This window comes from Paraburkholderia sp. A1BS-2L (assembly GCF_051125205.1).
Classification (GTDB): Bacteria; Pseudomonadota; Gammaproteobacteria; order Burkholderiales; family Burkholderiaceae; genus Paraburkholderia.
The window spans coordinates 613,427-630,682 of record NZ_CP120428.1 but is presented as its reverse complement, the minus strand read 5'-3'; the positions used below and the strand labels follow the sequence as shown (position 1 = coordinate 630,682).

17 protein-coding genes are annotated in these 17,256 nt (G+C 66.6%); 9 read left to right on the top strand and 8 right to left on the bottom strand.

Annotated elements, in window-relative coordinates; translation table 11 throughout:
- Positions 1-84: 84 nt before the first annotated feature.
- Positions 85-993, bottom strand: a complete 909-nt coding sequence (locus P5W98_RS02810) for an MBL fold metallo-hydrolase (protein ID WP_421042449.1) — start codon at positions 991-993, stop codon at positions 85-87.
- Positions 994-1,206: 213 nt separating this feature from the next.
- On the opposite strand from P5W98_RS02810, the gene P5W98_RS02805 reads away from it, so the two are divergent.
- Genes P5W98_RS02805 through P5W98_RS02785 form a run of 5 tightly spaced genes read left to right on the top strand, consistent with a single transcriptional unit; the run spans position 1,207 to position 5,108 of the window.
- Positions 1,207-1,569 carry a metalloregulator ArsR/SmtB family transcription factor gene (locus P5W98_RS02805; protein WP_421042450.1) on the top strand — a complete coding sequence of 121 codons (363 nt, stop codon included), beginning with the start codon at positions 1,207-1,209 and terminating at the stop codon, positions 1,567-1,569.
- On the top strand, positions 1,566-2,045 hold the full coding sequence (locus P5W98_RS02800) for a YeeE/YedE family protein (protein WP_421042451.1): 480 nt from the start codon (positions 1,566-1,568) through the stop codon (positions 2,043-2,045). The genes P5W98_RS02805 and P5W98_RS02800 overlap by 4 nt, the downstream gene beginning before the upstream one ends.
- Position 2,046: 1 nt before the next feature.
- Positions 2,047-2,502 (top strand): DUF6691 family protein, encoded by a 456-nt coding sequence (locus P5W98_RS02795; protein WP_421042452.1) that lies wholly within the window; start codon positions 2,047-2,049, stop codon positions 2,500-2,502.
- 18 nt (positions 2,503-2,520) lie between these two features.
- Positions 2,521-4,212: a TIGR01244 family sulfur transferase gene (locus tag P5W98_RS02790; protein ID WP_421042453.1), complete on the top strand. Its 1,692-nt coding sequence runs from the start codon at positions 2,521-2,523 to the stop codon at positions 4,210-4,212.
- Positions 4,213-4,256: 44 nt separating this feature from the next.
- Positions 4,257-5,108 (top strand): sulfite exporter TauE/SafE family protein, encoded by an 852-nt coding sequence (locus P5W98_RS02785; RefSeq protein WP_421042454.1) that lies wholly within the window; start codon positions 4,257-4,259, stop codon positions 5,106-5,108.
- Positions 5,109-5,147: 39 nt separating this feature from the next.
- Here P5W98_RS02785 and P5W98_RS02780 read toward each other — a convergent pair whose 3' ends face one another.
- Together P5W98_RS02780 and rarD are read right to left on the bottom strand one after the other, a co-directional pair.
- On the bottom strand, positions 5,148-5,528 hold the full coding sequence (locus P5W98_RS02780) for a DUF5594 family protein (protein ID WP_421042455.1): 381 nt from the start codon (positions 5,526-5,528) through the stop codon (positions 5,148-5,150).
- Positions 5,529-5,577: 49 nt separating this feature from the next.
- Positions 5,578-6,471: an EamA family transporter RarD gene (gene rarD / locus P5W98_RS02775; protein WP_421042456.1), complete on the bottom strand. Its 894-nt coding sequence runs from the start codon at positions 6,469-6,471 to the stop codon at positions 5,578-5,580.
- A 291-nt stretch (positions 6,472-6,762) separates the two neighbouring features.
- Between rarD and P5W98_RS02770 the strand changes: the two genes are divergently transcribed.
- Entirely contained in the window at positions 6,763-7,551 is a 789-nt protein-coding gene (locus tag P5W98_RS02770) for a sulfite exporter TauE/SafE family protein (protein WP_035526674.1), read from the top strand.
- A gap of 30 nt (positions 7,552-7,581) precedes the next feature.
- Here P5W98_RS02770 and P5W98_RS02765 read toward each other — a convergent pair whose 3' ends face one another.
- Entirely contained in the window at positions 7,582-7,842 is a 261-nt protein-coding gene (locus P5W98_RS02765; RefSeq protein WP_421042457.1) for a hypothetical protein, read from the bottom strand.
- A 245-nt stretch (positions 7,843-8,087) separates the two neighbouring features.
- The gene (locus P5W98_RS02760) at positions 8,088-8,453 is read right to left on the bottom strand and encodes a BON domain-containing protein (RefSeq protein ID WP_421023166.1); all 366 of its coding nucleotides are present in this window, start codon (positions 8,451-8,453) and stop codon (positions 8,088-8,090) included.
- A gap of 597 nt (positions 8,454-9,050) precedes the next feature.
- Here P5W98_RS02760 and P5W98_RS02755 point away from each other — a divergent pair.
- The 3 genes from P5W98_RS02755 to P5W98_RS02745 all read left to right on the top strand — a co-directional run bounded on the left by P5W98_RS02755 (position 9,051) and on the right by P5W98_RS02745 (position 12,452).
- Positions 9,051-10,472 (top strand): TAXI family TRAP transporter solute-binding subunit, encoded by a 1,422-nt coding sequence (locus P5W98_RS02755; protein WP_434661711.1) that lies wholly within the window; start codon positions 9,051-9,053, stop codon positions 10,470-10,472.
- A gap of 144 nt (positions 10,473-10,616) precedes the next feature.
- Entirely contained in the window at positions 10,617-11,270 is a 654-nt protein-coding gene (locus tag P5W98_RS02750) for a 2-hydroxychromene-2-carboxylate isomerase (RefSeq protein WP_421042459.1), read from the top strand.
- A 198-nt stretch (positions 11,271-11,468) separates the two neighbouring features.
- Positions 11,469-12,452: a LysR family transcriptional regulator gene (locus tag P5W98_RS02745; protein WP_421042460.1), complete on the top strand. Its 984-nt coding sequence runs from the start codon at positions 11,469-11,471 to the stop codon at positions 12,450-12,452.
- A 3-nt stretch (positions 12,453-12,455) separates the two neighbouring features.
- Here the strand turns inward: P5W98_RS02745 and P5W98_RS02740 are convergent, their stop codons facing one another.
- The 3 genes from P5W98_RS02740 to xdhB form a co-directional block, all read right to left on the bottom strand.
- Entirely contained in the window at positions 12,456-14,030 is a 1,575-nt protein-coding gene (locus tag P5W98_RS02740; protein ID WP_421042461.1) for a Fic family protein, read from the bottom strand.
- Positions 14,031-14,250: 220 nt separating this feature from the next.
- Positions 14,251-14,859, bottom strand: coding sequence for a xanthine dehydrogenase accessory protein XdhC (gene xdhC / locus P5W98_RS02735; protein WP_421042462.1), 609 nt, complete (start codon positions 14,857-14,859; stop codon positions 14,251-14,253).
- A 38-nt stretch (positions 14,860-14,897) separates the two neighbouring features.
- Positions 14,898-17,252, bottom strand: coding sequence for a xanthine dehydrogenase molybdopterin binding subunit (gene xdhB, locus P5W98_RS02730; RefSeq protein WP_421042463.1), 2,355 nt, complete (start codon positions 17,250-17,252; stop codon positions 14,898-14,900).
- Positions 17,253-17,256: the final 4 nt, after the last annotated feature.

Sequence of the window (17,256 nt, the reverse complement as noted above, 5' to 3'; positions counted from 1 at the left end):
CGATCAGCGCGATGGAGCGCGGCGCGGGCGACTTCACGCCGCAGGCTTGTAGTAGCGGATTGCGCAACCCGCGTCCGCCTCTCTTCAAAGCGCGTTCAACGGAATCTTGAGATAGCGCACGCCGTTGTCCTCGGGCTCGGGCATGCGCCCCGCGCGGATGTTCACCTGGATCGACGGCAGGATCAGGTTGGGCATGGCGAGCGTGCGGTCGCGCGCGGTGCGCATCTGCACGAAGGCTTCCTCGGTCACGCCGTCGTGCAGGTGGATGTTGGCGCGGCGCTGGTCGCCCACCGTGGTTTCGAAGCACGGGCCGCGCGTCTCGGGCGGATAGTCGTGGCACATGAAGAGGCGCGTCTCGCCCGGCAGATCCAGCAGCTTGCGCACCGAGCGGTACAGCGTGTGCGCGTCGCCGCCCGGGAAGTCGCAGCGCGCCGAACCCACGTCGGGCATGAACAGCGTGTCGCCCACGAACACCGCGTCGCCGATCTGATAGGCGAGGTCCGCGGGCGTGTGGCCCGGCACGTGCATCGCGCGCGCGGCGAGCGGGCCGACTTCGAAACGTTCTTCGTCCTTGAAGAGGTGGTCGAACTCGCGGCCGTCGGCGGCAATCGTGGCGCCCAGGTTGAAGACCGTGCGGAACACGCCCTGCACCTCGCGAATGTGCTCGCCAATCGAGATTTGGCCGCCCAGTTGCTGCTTCAGGTACGGCGCTGCCGATAGATGGTCGGCGTGCGCATGCGTCTCGAGCAGCCATTGCGTCGAGAGCGCGTGTTCGCGCACGAACGCGACCACGCGGTCGGCCGATTCCGTGGACGTGCGCCCCGACTTCGGGTCGTAGTCGAGCACCGGATCGACGATCGCGCACGCCGACCCGCGCCCAGAATGCACCACGTAGGTGACGGTGGACGTGACCGGGTCGAAGAAAGGCTCGACGAGCGTGGCGTGCGTGGCGTGCGTAGCCACGGGGACAGAAGTGGGGATGGACTCGGACATCGGGAACTCCATTTGGCCGGATGTGTTGCCGAAAAGGGGTTGAATGAAGGGACGGGTTGCGAGGCGGTTGCGCGGCTCGAACGCCGGTTTGCCCGACCTACGATTCATTGACGTACATACTATAAATTTATATAATGTTTGTCAATGAACTGTCAGTTGGCGTACGTCAACCTCAGTGCTCACCATTCCATTGCGTGTCAGACGCCTGCATACATGAACCCATCGCTTACTGCTGAAGCGCGCGAGACACTGCGCGAATCCGCCGAGAAGTGCTGTGCGCTGCTCAAAGCGCTCGCGCACGAAGACCGCCTGCTGCTCTTGTGCCAGCTCACCGAAGGCGAGCGCAACGTCGGCGAGCTCGAAGCGCTCGTCGGCGTGCATCAGCCGAGCCTCTCGCAGCATCTCGGCGTGCTGCGCGAAGAAGGCCTCGTCGAGACGCGCCGCGAAGGCAAGTACATCTACTATCGCCTCGCCAGCCACGAGGTCATCCAGGTCATGCAGACGCTCTCCAGCCTCTACTGCGGCCGGCTGAAGTCAACTTCGGCTTCCTCGACACATTCGGAGCCATCGGTATGAACCTCGATCTCGCCCACTTCACGCCGCTCGCTTCCCTCGCGGGCGGCCTCATGATCGGCGCGGCCGCCGCGCTCCTCGTGCTCGGCAACGGGCGCGTCGCGGGCATCAGCGGCATCGTCGGCACCCTGCTGCAAGGCGCGCGCACGGAACCTGGGGGCCGCGCCTGGCGCGTCGCGTTCATCGCGGGCCTGTTCGCCGCGCCGTGGCTCTGGCGGCTTGTCGTCGGCACCAGCGCAGGGGCCGGCAGCGCGGCCTGGTTGCCCACCATCGCGCCCACCATCGCCGCCTCGCCCGCCACGCTCGTCGTCGCCGGACTGCTGGTGGGCCTGGGCACGCGCTACGGCTCGGGCTGCACGAGCGGCCACGGCGTGTGCGGCATCGCGCGCGGCTCGCTGCGCTCGCTCGTCGCCACCGGCCTCTTCATGGCCGCCGGCTTCGTCACCGTGTTCACGGTGCGCCACCTCGCAGGAGGCTGATATGAGTCTACGCAACATCACTGCCTTCGCCAGCGGCCTGCTTTTCGGTCTCGGCTTGATCGTGTCGGGCATGGCGAACCCGGCCAAGGTGCTAGCCTTTCTCGATCTGGCCGGGCGCTGGGATCCGTCGCTCGCCTTCGTGATGGTGGGCGCCATCGCCATCGCGAGCATCGGCTTTCGCCTCGCGCGCGCTCGCACCACCAGCGTGCTCGGCGCACCCATGCAATTGCCCACGGCACGCCACCTCGATCCGCGCCTGGTCGTCGGCGCGCTCGTCTTCGGCGCGGGTTGGGGCCTCGCGGGCTTCTGCCCCGGCCCCGCGCTCGTCAGCGCCGCGAGCGGCCAGCCGCGCGCGTGGCTCTTCGTGGCCGCGATGCTCGCAGGCATGGCCATCTTCGCCGCACTCGAGCGCGTGGCCGCAAATCGCAGTCAACAGCGCCGTCAATCTTCAAGCTAGTCAGGAGTTTTCGAGATCATGCAAATCGTGCAACACGACGCGCGCTTCGCCAGCGCCGACCAGATCACGCCCGCCGACCTCGCCAAGATTGCCGCAGCGGGCTACCGCTCGATCATCTGCAACCGGCCCGATGGCGAAGGCGGCCCGTCACAACCGGCTTCGGCGCTGATCCGCGAGGCCGCGAAGCAGCTCGGCCTGCAATTCGCGTATCTGCCCGTCACGCCGGGCAAGATCGGCCCCGATGAAATCGCCCGTTTCGAGCAACTGCTCGCCGACATGCCCGCGCCCGTGCTCGGGTACTGCCGCACCGGCAACCGCGCGACCAATCTGTGGCAGTTCGCGCAGGCGAGCACGCAAGCCCATCCCGTCCCCGCGCCGGTCGAGACGGGCCACCCGGCCGCCGCCGCATGGGATTCGGGCAACGCCGTCGACAAAACCGCTGCGCAAAGCGGCGACAAGGCCGCCGCATCGAGCGGCGCGAGCAAGCGCTGGGACGTCGTCGTGATCGGCGGAGGCTCCGCGGGCATCAGCGTTACCGCGAGCCTGCTGCGCCGCCAGCCGGGCTTGAGCATCGCGATCGTCGAGCCCAGGGATCACCACGACTATCAGCCCGCGTGGACGCTGGTGGGCGGCGGCGCCTTCGACGTGAAGAAAACGCGCCGCCCGATGGCGAGCGTGATCCCGCGCGGGGCGACGTGGATCCGCGCGGCGGCCGAGCGCGTCGAGCCGCATGCCGATCTCGTGCGCCTCTCGAACGGCGAGACCCTGACGTACCGCCAGCTCGTCGTGGCTCCTGGGCTGCGCCTTGCGTGGGAGCGCATCGACGGGCTCGAAGCGACGCTCGGCCAGAACGGCGTCACCTCGAACTACCGCTACGATCTCGCGCCCTATACGTGGGAGCTCGTGCAGAAGATGCGCGGCGGCACTGCCCTCTTCACGCAGCCGGCCATGCCGATCAAATGCGCGGGCGCGCCGCAAAAGGCCATGTACCTGGCCTGCGACCACTGGCTCAGAACCGGCGTGCTCGACAAGGTGAACGTGGAGTTCGACCTCGCCGGCGCGGCGCTGTTCGGCGTGCCGACCTTCGTGCCGCCGCTCATGGAATACGTGAAGCGCTACGACGCAAAGCTCGCGTTCACGTCGAATCTGGTCGCCATCGACGGGCCGGCGCGGCGTGCCACCTTCGAAGCAAAGGACGCCGACGGCAACGTCACGCGCATTGAAAAGCGCTTCGACATGATCCACGTGGTGCCGCCGCAGGTGCCGCCCGACTTCGTCCGCGACAGCGAGCTCGCCGATGCGGCGGGCTGGTGCGAAGTCGATCACGCCACGCTCCAGCATCCGCGCTGGCTCAACGTGTTCTCGCTCGGCGACGTGTGCTCGGCGCCCAACGCGAAGACGGCGGCGGCGGCGCGCAAGCAGGCAGTGATCGTCGCGGAGAATCTGCTCGCCGCGCGCGCGGGCCAGCCGCCGCGCTACCGCTACGACGGCTATGGCTCGTGCCCGCTCACGGTCGAGAAGGGCAAGGTCGTGCTGGCCGAGTTCGGCTACGGCGGCAAGCTGCTGCCCACCTTCGCGCTCGAACCTACGCGGCCGCGCCGTCTCATGTGGTTCCTCAAGGCCACCGTGCTGCCGCGTTTTTACTGGAGCGGCATGCTCAAGGGCCGCGAGTGGTTCACCGGGGCGCAGGCATCCGAGGCGCAGCACTGAGGCGCTAACGCGCTAACCGCGACAGAAAAAGGAGATCACCGTCCATGGACGCCACCACGCTCGCAAGCGCCGCGCTCGGCTCGGTCGTCGGGCTCATCCTCGCGCTCACGGGTGCGGGCGGGGCCATCGTCGCCGTGCCGCTGCTCGTGTTCGGCCTCGGGCTCGGCGTCGCGCAAGCCGCGCCGATTGGGCTCTTCGCAGTCGCGCTCGCGGCGGGCATCGGCGCCCTGCTCGCGCTGCGCGACGGCACGGTGCGCTACAAGGCCGCCGCGCTGATGGCCGCCGCCGGCGCGCTCATCTCGCCCGCCGGGCTGTGGGTCGCGCACCGCGTGCCCGACGCGCCGCTCATGCTCGCGTTCGCGCTCGTGATGATGCGCGTGGCGTGGCGCATGTTCCGCCAGCAGCGGGCTCAGGAAAACGGCGCAGCGCGCGACCCGCAAGGCGAGCCTTGCCCGACCGACCTGCCGTGCCGGCTGAACCTCGAGCGCGGCAAGCTCGACTGGACCGCGCCGTGCGCGCGGGCGCTCGCGCTCTCGGGCGCGATGGCCGGCTTTCTCTCGGGGCTGCTCGGCGTGGGCGGCGGCTTCGTGATCGTGCCCGCGCTCAAGCGCGCGTCGGACATTCCGATGCAGGGCATCGTGGCCACCTCGCTCGCTGTGATCGCGCTGGTCTCGACCGCGGGCGTGGCCGCGTCGGCGGCCAGCGGCAATATGCTCTGGCTCAACGCGCTGCCCTTCGCGGCGGGCGCGCTCGCCGGCATGCTGGGTGGACGCGGCTTCGCGCGGCACGTGAGCGGCGCGCGGCTGCAGCAGTCGTTCGCGGTGTTCGCGGGCTGCGTGGCGCTGGGCATGGCCGTGAAGGCCGTTCATGCGATCGCGTTTGCGGGCGCGATCTGAAATCTGAAACCGGCGTGAAACCCGCGCGCGCCTGCCGCATCACCCCTCGAAATCGAGCCCGCCCAGCAGCACCTCCGGCTCGCCTTGCGTGCGCGAGGCGAAGTCCAGCGGGCGCGCAGTTTCCCACGAGGCCAGCTTGCGCCCGAGCGCGTCCAGATAATGCGCGAAGCGCGCCTCGCCGCCAGGCTCCATGAGGCGCTCGACCTCATCGACGTCCCATGTGAGCGACACGTTCAACGCAAACCCATATGGATGCCGAAGCTCGCTCGGCGCGCCCAGGATGCGCACGCGCGTGGGATGTCCGCGCCCCTCGCCCGGCACGACCTCCACGCGCACCGAGGGGCCGAAATGGCTCGCGAGCGCGGCAGCGACACGCGGCGCGAATTCAACTTCGAAACGGTAAGCGGCGGCGCTAGTCATGCGCGGGTGTCTCCAATTTTGGTGTTTCAGGTGCGTTGCGCGTCCGGCGTCAGGCTGTCTCGCGAGCGCGCCGCATCGCGACAAGCGTAGCGCGCAGCCCCTCGAACGAATAGAGCGCGAGCGCGACCCAGATCGCCGCGTAGCCGATCGCGCGCACCGAGCCGAACGGCTCGCCGTACACGAGCACCCCGGTGAGCAGCTGGAGCGTGGGCGTGACGTACTGGATCAGGCCGAGCATCGACAGCGGAATGCGCCGCGCCGCCGCCGCGAAGAGCAGCAGCGGCACGGCCGTGATCGGCCCGGCGGCGACCAGCAGCAGCTTGATCCCGAGCGACGCATGCCCGAAATGGCTCGCACCGGCCATGCCGATGATCGTCAGATAGACGATGGCGACCGGAAACAGCAGCACCGTCTCGAGCGCAAGCCCTTCGAGCGCGCCGAGCTGCGCGGTCTTGCGCAACAGGCCGTAACCGCCGAAGGTCAGCGCCAGCGCGAGACTGATCCACGGCGGCGCGCCGTTCTGCCAGGTGAGCCACGCGACGCCAAGCGCCGCGACCGCCACGGCGCACCACTGAACCGCCCGCAGCCGCTCGCGCAAAAACGCATAGCCGAACAGCACGTTGACGAGCGGATTGATGAAATAGCCGAGGCTAGCCTCGACGATATGCCCCGCGTTCACGGCCCAGATGTAGATGCCCCAGTTGGCCGAGAGCAGCACGGCGCTCGCGGCGAAGCGCGCGATGAGGCGCTTGTCGCTCAGCGCGGGCCGCAGCCATGCCCAGCGGTGCCGCACCAGCAGCACGAGGACGATGAACACGAGCGACCAAGCCATGCGATGCGCGAGCATCTCGAGCGCGGGAATCTGGTGGAGCGTCTTGAAGTAGACGGGAAAGAGGCCCCAGATGGTGAAGGCGCACAGGGCGTAGGCGATGCCGGGATTCATGAGTGGATTTATCGTGGCGAGGCGTGGTGAGGCGAGGCGGTGCAGGCAAGCGGCGACGTTATTCCGCGAATTTGGAAGGGGATTCAAACCAACCCCAGCGCCGATCCGCCGGTTTTGCGACAATAGCGGATTTTCGCCGCCAGTCTTTGCCGCTGTCCAGCCTGACGCGACGCCCAGTTTGGGTATGCGTGAGCGTTGCCGCGTCATCCGCGAGGCGTGAACCCGCGGCCCCGTCGGCCGGCGGCCCCCTCTTTTCAACAGGAAAGCTGCGCGTTCTCGCGCGCGCCCGCGATGGTCCTACCTCATATCGATCCGCTCTATTCGCTCTCCGGCCTGCTGGTCGGGTTTCTGGTCGGCCTGACGGGCGTGGGCGGCGGCTCGTTGATGACACCGATCCTCGTGCTGCTGTTCCACGTGCATCCCGCCACTGCCGTGGGCACCGACCTGCTCTACGCGGCGGCGACGAAATCGGCGGGCACGCTCGTGCACGGGCTCAAGGGCTCGGTGGACTGGCGCGTGACGCTGCGCCTCGCGACGGGCAGCGTGCCGGCGGCCACCATCACGCTGATCCTGCTGCACCGCTACGGCATGGACACGCCGCGCGCTGGGCATCTGATCCAGTCGGTGCTGGGAGCGGCGCTGCTCATCACCGCGGTCGCGCTGATCTTCCGGCCGCAGCTCGCCGCGTTCGCCTCGCGCCACCGCCACGGGCCCAGCGAGGCGCGCACGCTGTTCTTCACGATCTTCACGGGCGCGGTGCTGGGCGTGCTGGTATCGCTGACCTCGGTGGGCGCGGGCGCGATCGGCGTGACCGTGCTGCTGCTGCTCTATCCGACGCTGCCAACGCTGCGCATCGTCGGCTCCGACGTGGCGCACGCCGTGCCGCTCACGCTGCTCGCGGGCGCGGGGCACTGGCTGCTCGGCTCGATCGACTGGTCGATGCTGCTCTCGCTGCTGTGCGGCTCGCTGCCCGGCATCGCGATCGGCAGCATGCTGTCCTCGCGCGCACCCGAAAAGCTGCTGCGCGGCCTGCTCGCCGCGACGCTCACGCTCGTGGGCGCGCGCCTCGTGCTCGCCTGACCGGCGCGGCAGCCGGAACGCCAGCGCCGCTCACGCGCGCGGCGCGCTGCTAAAGAAGCGGCCGTTCAGATCGGTCTCGAACTGGCGCAGCCACTGGCCGCGCGCGTCGATGCGGTAGGCCTGCGCCCAGGCCCCGCGCCGCACGATCACGAATTCGCTGTGCTCGGGATCGTCGGGATCGGTTTCTCCATGGACGTCGAAGTGAATCGGAGCAAAGCCGTGCCGCGCGCACGCCAGCTCGAACGCCGCCCGGTCGACGAGCGGCAAATCGGTGTAGCTATGAATAATCATGGCTTTTCCCCGCGATGAAGCCGTGCGCGCCGCTGTAAAGCTCGCGCAATTACAACGTATACCCCCAAACGCGGAAATATTGTGTGTCAGTCCACATAGGCGAGTGGGACATCGGTCGACGACGCCTGCCGCGTGACCCAAAAAACAGGCCCCGGCAATCTGCCGGGGCCTCCGGGGCATGTTCGCACGGATCGTGCCCGCGCTTTGCCCGCAACCGCGAGCAAAGCGTGGTGATGCCGCGGGTATTACTGCTGCATGACCGTGAGCTTGTTCGACACCGACTTCACGCCGGCCACGCCCTGGGCGACCTCACCCGCCTTGTCGATCTGCGCCTGAGCGGGCACCGAGCCCGTGAGCACGACCGCACCGTTGTGCGAGCGCACAGTGATGTTCGCGACGTTGATGCCCTGGGTCTTCGAGAGCGCCTTGCGCACCGCGTAGCCGAGCTTGCGGTCGACCTTCTTGCTCGAGGTCGGGGCCGCTGCCGCCGGAGCCGCTGCCGTTGCGGCAGCCGCACCGCTCGCCGCCGAATTGTCCTGGGCGTACACGCTGCAGGCGACCGTCACGCATGCTACTGCCGTCAGCGTCTTCAGAAAAGCGACCGATTTCATGTTTTCTCCTTGTTGCTTTCGCGTTGTTGCTTCACTCGTTGCGAGGATAGACCGCCTTCCCGGGCGGACGGACTGGCCGTCCGCCAGACCCGGTTCGGCGGCTTCGTTACGACACCCACGGGCAGCGGGCGAGCACGCGAAACGCGCGCCCGGACACTGCCATGGTCCGGACACGCTGCTGCGAGAGGCAAGGATTGAGTGGCACGCAACGGCACATTGGACCGTTGCGACGGCAGTGGCGGCGCGCGGCGGCGGTTCCGGTCTGTTCTCGCCGGTGTGCCGGTAGCCCGCGCCTGCTTCGATTGCCTGGTTACGCCAGATAGTTTGTTATGGGTTGCACGGCCTCGCGGCGCGTGCTGCATGGCGCAAGCGCCATGGCGACCCACAATTTAGCCTGGGTGAAGCGCGAGTGCAAAGAGTTTAGCGGCAGGTTCAACGGCGCAGGCCGCGGCGCACATGCCGTTGCAACGTCCAATCTCGGGTAACATCGGCTGGCATGGCGCTGGCGCGCTTTCCGGCACGACACCGGACGCAACCCAGGACGCATCGCGCCGCGCAATTTTTTCCTGAATTTCCCGAGGCCCCAGCCCTTCCCCAATGAAGTTCCCCACCGGCCGCAAAACTCCCACCCATCTCGTCGCGCGCTTCGTGGCGATTTCATGGCGCGATCTGGCGGTCTCGTTCGGCCCCATCCTGCTGATCAGCGCCGCCGCGATCTGGCTGGCCGTGCGCCTGATCCAGCCCGCCCCGCCCAGCACGCTCACGCTGAGCGCGGGCCCCCAGGGCAGCACGTTCTGGAACGCCGCCCAGAAGTACAAGACGATCCTTGCGCGCAACAACATCACCGTGAACGTGCTCGAATCGGAAGGCTCGGCGCAGAACCTCCAGCGTCTGTCCGACCCGGCCTCGCATGTGGACGTCGCGTTCGTGCAGGACGGACTGGCGAGCACGCCGCCCGAGGGTCTCGCATCGCTCGGCAGCGTGGCCTACGTGCCGCTCGCGGTGTTCTATCACGGGCCGCCCGTGCGGCTGCTCTCCGAATTCGAAGGCGAGCGCATCGCCATCGGCGCCGAGGGCAGCGGCACGCGCGATCTCGCGCTCAAGCTGCTCAAGGCCAACGGCATCGAGCCGGGCGGCAAGACCAAACTGCTACCGCTCTCGGGCGACGACGCCGCGAGCGCGCTCGTCGAGGGCAAGATCGACGTGACCTTTCTCGCGGGCGACTCCGCGCAGCCGCCGGTCATGGGGCGCCTGATGCGCATGCCGGGCGTGCGCTTCTTCGACTTCGCCCAGGCCGACGCCTACGCGCGGCGCTTCCCGTACCTCACAGCCATCACGATCCCGATGGGTGCGTTCGATTTCGGTCGCAACCTGCCCGCAGCGCCCCTGCATTTCATCGCGCCGACGGCCGAGCTGGTCGCGCGCGATTCACTCCATCCGGCGCTCTCCGACCTCCTGATCGAAGCAGCCAAGCAGGTGCACGGCAAATCGTCCCTGTTGCAGCACGCGGGCGAATTCCCCGCCCCGCGCGCGCAGGACTTCCCGATCAGCGACGACGCCGCGCGCTACTACAAGTCGGGCAAGAGCTTCCTGTACCGCGTGCTGCCGTTCTGGCTCGCGAGCCTCGCCGACCGCCTGATCGTGGTGCTCGTGCCGATCATCGTGGTGCTGATCCCTGGCCTGCGGCTCGTGCCGAGCCTTTACGCGTGGCGGGTAAAATCGCGCATCTACCGCTGGTACGGCTCGCTCATCGCGCTCGAGCGCGCCGCGAACACCGACAACTCGCCCGCCGAGCGGCGCGCGCTCACGCGCCAGCTCGACAAGATCGAGGAGTCCGTGAACGGCATGAAGATGCCGCTCGCCTACGCGGGCCAGTTCTACGTGCTGCGCGAACATATCGGCTTCGTGCGCGAGCGGCTGCTGGCCGTGCGCGAGCGGCTGTCGGCCATGGACGATGAAATGGGCGATGAAAGCGGCAGCCACAGCAGCGGCCACAGCGGCGATGGCGTCCGGACTTGACCCACGCGCCGGCGCGCAAGACCGGCGCGTCTGCGCGGCGAAAAAAAGCAGCACGCAGCAGCCAATTCGATCGATACTCGCGATCACTACTCGAAAAGCGGGCCGCCGATGCGGCCCACAAGAAGCCCATATCGGAGGAACAGCATGATCAGCGGCATCGACGCCAACCGGCCAGCCTGGTTCTACGACTTCGTGTCGCCGTTCTCGTATCTGCTGCTGGAGCAATACGACAAATGGCCGGGTTTCGACTTCGTGCCCACCCCGGTGATGCTGAGCGACCTGTACCGCCACTGGGGCACGCCGTACGGCTCGACGATTCCGGCCAAGCGCGTGTTCACCTACCGGCACGCGCTGTTTCGCGCCGAACAGCTCGGCATTCCGTTCAAGATGCCGCCCGCGCATCCGTTCGACTCGGTCAAGCCGATGCTGCTCGCCATCGCCGCCGGCGGCGAGTTCGCCTGCGTGCGCGAGATCTTCCGCTTCATCTGGCGCGAGGGGCGCGACCCGTCGAGCGAGGAGGGCTTCGAGCAACTGTGCGAACGCGTGGGTATCGAGCACGGCGAAGCAATGATCGAGCAGGAATCGGTGCGCGCGCAACTACGCCGCAACACCAACGACGCGATCTCGATGGGCGTGTTCGGCGTGCCTACCTTCTGGATGAACAAGCAGCTCTTCTGGGGCGAGGACACGCTGCCGATGGTGCTCTACTGCGCGCGCACGCCGAACTGGCTCGACTCGCGCGAGGTGAAGCGCATCAGTTCGCTGCCTTCGGGGCTCACGACGCAGGACAAGGTGTAAGGCGGGTGTAGCGCGGATGCAGCGCACCCGCGCTCGGCCACCCAGGCGGCACGGCGCGCGCGCCTGCCCTGCTGATGCCGGTCATACCAGGCGCCCTATGGCGGCGGCGCACTCAGCGGAATATCGTTATATGTCGAGCCGCGCGCATGTGAAGTGTGCCAACACGCGCGGCGCCTCCTCCCGAGCATACGCATTGCCATGGACGACACTGCCCTTTCTCTCGACATTTGGCTCGTGCGCGTGCTGCGCACGCTGCTGATCGAGCGCAGCGTCACGCAGGCCGCGCTACGGCTGAATCAAACCCAGCCGGCAATCAGCACGGCGCTGCGGCGGCTTCGCGAAATTCTCGGCGACCCCATCCTCGTGCGCGGCAAAGCGGGCATGGTGCCGACCGAATACGGCGAGTCGCTGCTGCAACACGCGCAACGCGTGCTGCGCGACGTCGACTTCGTGGCCACGCCCCACGGCGACTTCGACCCGGAGCACTCCAAGCGCATGTTCCGCGTGGCCGCACCCGACTATCTCAACGACTTCTTCATGCCGACGCTGATCGCCTGCTTTCGCGAAGCGGCGCCATCGGCGCGTCTGGAGATCATCTCGCTGTCGCCCTCGCTCGATCATCACGCGGCGCTAGAGGCGGGCGAGATCGACATCGTGATCGGCAACTGGCCGAAGCCCGACCCGCACTTCTCGCGCAGCGACCTGTTCACCGACAAGATCGTCTGCATGATGCGCGCCGACCATCCGCTCGCGCGCGCGCCGCTCACGCGCGACGCGTATCTCGCGGCGGCGCATCTGGCGCCCACGCCCTATACCGGCGCGAACGCGAGCCCCGTCGACCTGGGCTTCGCGAAGGCCGGCGTGCAACGGCGCATCATCGCGACGCTGCCCTACTTCGGGCTCGCGCCCCAAGTGCTGCTGCAATCGGATCTGATCTTCACGACCACGCGCCGCTTCGCGACGCATTACGCCGGGCTTTTGCCGATCGCGGTGGTCGAGCCGCCGTTGGCGTTTCCGCGCATTCGCTGCTATCAGCTGTGGCATCCGCAACCGGACCGGCCAAGCGATATCGACTGGCTGCGCGGGTTGATCGAGAAGGTGTCGGCGACGCTCACTGGGCCGGTGAGGAAGGGGAAGGCGGGCAAGGCGGGGGCTCGGCGCCCGTCGGGTAATCAGGAATGACCATCAAGAGCGTGCATCGGAAGACGGCGGTGGCGCGTCAGTTGCGTCGAACGCCTCGCGCACCGCACTCACGATAGCTTCGCCCAGGTTTGCCTCCTGGATAATCGGAAATTCCTTGCTCAGCTTGCCTGAAACGCTCCAGTGATTGTCGCGTATCGACCAGATGATCCGGTCGATATCCAGGTTCGGCCCATCAAGTAGTTCCTTCACTGAATACCTCGCCCGGTCCCAGTTTCGGATCAGTTCGGCTTGCTGACGCATCTCCGTGCGGATCGTTCTGTCAATCAACTCGGCCACATATTCCACGTGCGCCGTGAGGTCAGGATAGCGCCACGTGAATGCTGCATCGTCGTAAGCGCAGAATGTGAAATTCGACTTCACTCCGTCACTGAACTCGCGGTGCGCCTCGAAACCCGCGTATTCCTCGTAGCGTTGCATCAATGGCCTGGACAGGACCTCGAGCGCCTGGTCGTAAGCCGCAAGATATTGAGGTTTGCTGGTAATAGCCGATGAAACAGGCAGGACAAAGGGCTGCGGAACGGCATTGTCGCGGCGCAGAATGTCATTGATCAGGAAACGATGCACACGGCCGTTGCCATCGGCCAACGGATGAATGTAGACAAAACCGAACGACACCGCCGCCGCCCGAGCAATCGCCGAGGCCCCCGTCGTGCATGCCAGGAACGCATTGAGTCCCTCGAGCATTCCATCAACGTCCTCCCAGCGCGGGGCGATATAGTGAATGACGTTGAGGAAGTGGTCTATCGCGCCGACAAACACCGGCGACTGCCGCAGACCGAAATGCTTGAGGGTAGTCCGTTCGCCGATGATTTCCCGTTGCAGTTCCGTGAGCGTGCCAATTTCCAATGGGTTGGCATAGGTGCCCATGCGCGCTTCCATGACCGCCGCGAAGCGTTTGATACGATCTCCTTTATCCGACTCGTGCTCGATCTGGAAACTGGCGCGGCTTTCCTTGAACGTCAACCACGCCGCACTGCGCCGCAGCACGTCAACACCGTACTCCGCCTGAAGTGCATCGAGTTGGGCCGCGCAATTGTAGGCTTCTGCTTTCTGCACGAGATCCGTGCGTCGCACAGTGACACAGAACTCGCGGCGGCCGGGTAGATTGTCACGCACGCGCCACCGGGAATTGTTGCGAGGAGACGTGCTGACCAGATAAGCACGCGGGTCGAGCGCGTCCACATAGCCACCATTAGCCACCGCCGGAACGCCGGCGAGTTGACGGCCCATGAGCCACTCGTACAGGAAGCCCACACGCCGGGCATATTGGCCGGTTCGTTCAGCGAGAACCCAATCGCGAATCTCGGCTTCGGGAATAGCGTTGAAGAGCCTGGCGAGCGGCTCCAGGAAAACACCCTCGTGTTTGAGCGCAAAGGTCAGATGGGCTGGCAGCGTATCGGCTGGCCTCATCGCTGCGGTATAGGCTTCCCTTACGGTGCCGTTATGGTGGATAGTTCGCCGTGTCGCACCGATTTCGCTCTCGATCGGTTGCGGCTGTACGGGGTGCGCGCTGTATCGTTCGGCGAGCCAGCGGTAACCTACCCAGTCGTCCGACATTGATGCAACCCCACTAATTTCGTTAACTGGCCAATAATTTCGTTAAGAATAGCCCACTTTTCGATAAAAACGTTAACTCGCGACACCAAGGACCGAGCGTCCAGACAAAAAAACACCCCAAACGCAGGATGGCGTCCAACGTTTGGGGTGCAGCTCACGGCAGAAACGAAATTTTTTCGCCCACCTTTCCCACGCTCGGGTTCAAGGTGGACGCTCGACCTCAAACTCGCGCGAACCTCGTCGCGCTCGCGGTCTGGCCCGCAGCGGAAAGCGGCGGGCGCATCTGCATAAGCTGCGCAGCCACGGCAACCGCAATCGACGAAGGCGCCTTGTCGACGATGCCCGGCACGCCGATCGGGCAAGTCATCTCGCCCATGCGCTGCGCCGCCACGCCGCGATCGATCAGGCGGCGCTCGAACTTCACACGCTTGGTCTTCGAGCCGATCAGCCCGAACCACGCGAAGTCGCCGCGCTCCATGATGCGCAACGACAGATCGAAATCGAGCGCGTGATTGTGCGTCATCACGATGAAGTACGCGCCCGGCGGCGCTTCGTCGACGATTGCGGCCGGCGAGTCGGTCGCCTCGACTTGCACGTTGGCCGGCACTTCGTCGGGAAAGAGCTCGTCGCGCTCGTCCACCCACTGCACCACGCACGGCAGCATGCCGAGCAGCGTGACCAGTGCATGGCCCACATGCCCCGCGCCGAACAGCACGACGTGCATCGGCCCATAGTGGGGCACCGGCGTGCCGCGCCGACCGATCACGACGCGCCCCGCGGCATCGATCCGTTCACAGTGGTTCGCGCTTTTATTCGCACTGCTGCTCATCTGACGAGACTCCTTCAAAGCATCACGCTAGTTCACACTCAGCCGTGCGCCATCGTCCGCACCGCACGCACGCCCTTCAGGATTTCCTCGGCGGTCGCGGGCGCATTCATCGGCGGATTGAAGCGGTAGTCGGCCACGCTCGCCACGGCGTCGCGAATCGCGAAGAACACCGAGAACGGCAGCAAGAGCGGCGGCTCGCCCACGGCCTTCGAGCGATGAATGCTGTTCTCGACGTTGCGGTTCTTGAACAGCTTCACGTTGAACTCGACGGGCGTGTCGTTCACGGTCGGGATCTTGTAGGTGGACGGCGCGTGCGTCATGAGCTTGCCGTCCGGCTTCCACCACAGTTCCTCGGTCGTGAGCCAGCCCATGCCCTGAATGAAGCCGCCTTCCACCTGCCCCACGTCGAGCGCGGGGTTCAGCGAGTCGCCCGCGTCGTACAGCGCGTCGGCGCGCAGCACGCGCATTTCGCCCGTGAGCGTGTCGATCACGACTTCGGAAACCGCCGCGCCATATGCGTAATAGTAAAACGGGCGGCCTTGCAGCGTCTTCTGATCCCAGTACAGCTTGGGCGTCGCGTAGAAGCCGTCCGACCACAGTTGCACGCGCGCGAAATAGGCCTTCGAAACAAGCGTCTCGAACGGCACGACCTCGTCGCCGACAATCACGGTGTCGTTGGCAAAGCGCACCTCAGCGGCGCTCACGCGGCCCTCGCCCCACGTGGCGGCGGCGAGCGTGGCCAGGCGCTCGCGCAGCTGGCGCGCGGCGTCCTGCGCGGCCTTGCCGTTCAGGTCCGTGCCGGTCGATGCGGCGGTTGCCGAGGTGTTGGCCACCTTGCTCGTGTCGGTCGCGCTCACGCGCACGCGGCCGAACTCGATGCCAAGCTCGTGCGCCACCACCTGCGCGACCTTGGTGTTCAGGCCCTGGCCCATTTCCGTGCCGCCGTGGTTCACGAGCACGGAACCGTCGGTGTAGATATGGACGAGCGCACCCGCCTGGTTAAAGTGCGTGACGTTGAACGCGATGCCGAACTTCACCGGCGTGAGCGCGATGCCCTTCTTCAGCACCTCGTTGTTCGCGTTGAATTCGCGGATCGCCGCGCGGCGCGCGTGATAGCCGCTCGTTTCCACGAGTTCGTCGATGAGCTCGTGAATCACGTTGTCATCGATCGTCTGGCCGTACGGCGTCAGGTTCTTGTCCGTCTTGCCGTAGAGATTGCGCTTGCGCACCTCGAGCGAGTCGAGGCCGAGCGAACGCGCGACGTCGTCGATGATGTACTCGATTGCGAACGCGCCCTGCGGGCCGCCGAAGCCGCGGAACGCGGTGTTCGACTGCGTGTTGGTCTTGCCGCAGTAGCCGGCGATGGAGACGTCGGGCAGCCAGTAGGTGTTGTCGAAGTGGCAGACGGCGCGCGTCATCACCGGGCCGGACAGGTCGGCCGAGAAGCCGCAGCGCGAGGTCATGTCGACCGAAATGCCGTCGATCGTGCCTTCGTCGTCGTAGCCCACTTCATACGTATAGTGGAAATCGTGGCGCTTGCCCGTGACCATCATGTCGTCGTCGCGGTCCGGACGCAGCTTCACGGGGCACAGCAGCTTCCACGCGGCAAGCGCCGCGCAGCACGCGAACAGGCCCGACTGCGATTCCTTGCCGCCGAAGCCGCCGCCCATGCGCCGGCATTCCACCAGCACATTGTGCGAGTGCACGCCCAGCACGTGCGCGACCAGATGCTGCATCTCGCTCGGGTGCTGCGTCGAGCACCAGACGTGCATGCCGTCGTCGTCCTTCGGCACTGCGTAGGCAATCTGGCCTTCCAGATAGAACTGCTCCTGGCCGCCCAGCAGCATTTCGCCTTCGTGGCGATGCGCGGCGCGTGCAGCGCGCGTGGCGGCATCGCCGCGTGCCAGCTTCATCGGCGGCAGCACGTATTGCTCGGCGGCGCGCGCCTGCTGCGCGGTGAGCACGGCGGGCAATTCTTCGTATTTCACTTCGGCGCGGCGCGCGGCCTGGCGCGCGATGTCGTGCGAGGTCGCCACCACGATGAACATCGGCTGGCCCACGTACTGCACTACGCCATCGGCCAGAATCGGATCGTCGTGGATGATCGGGCCGCAGTCGTTCACGCCCGGAATGTCACCGGCGGTGAGCACGGCCACCACGCCCGGCGTCGCGCGCACCTTGGCGAGATCCATCGAGACGATGCGCGCATGCGCCTTCTGCGAGAGGCCAAGCGCCGCGTGCAGCGTGCCCGCCACGAGCGGAATGTCGTCGGTGTAGGTCGCGCGCCCGCTCACGTGCAGGTGCGCCGATTCGTGCGCACGCGAGACGTGCACCTGCGCGAAATCTTCAAGCGCCTTCGCTTCTTCCAGGAACGGTTCGGCTTGCTGGTTCATTGTT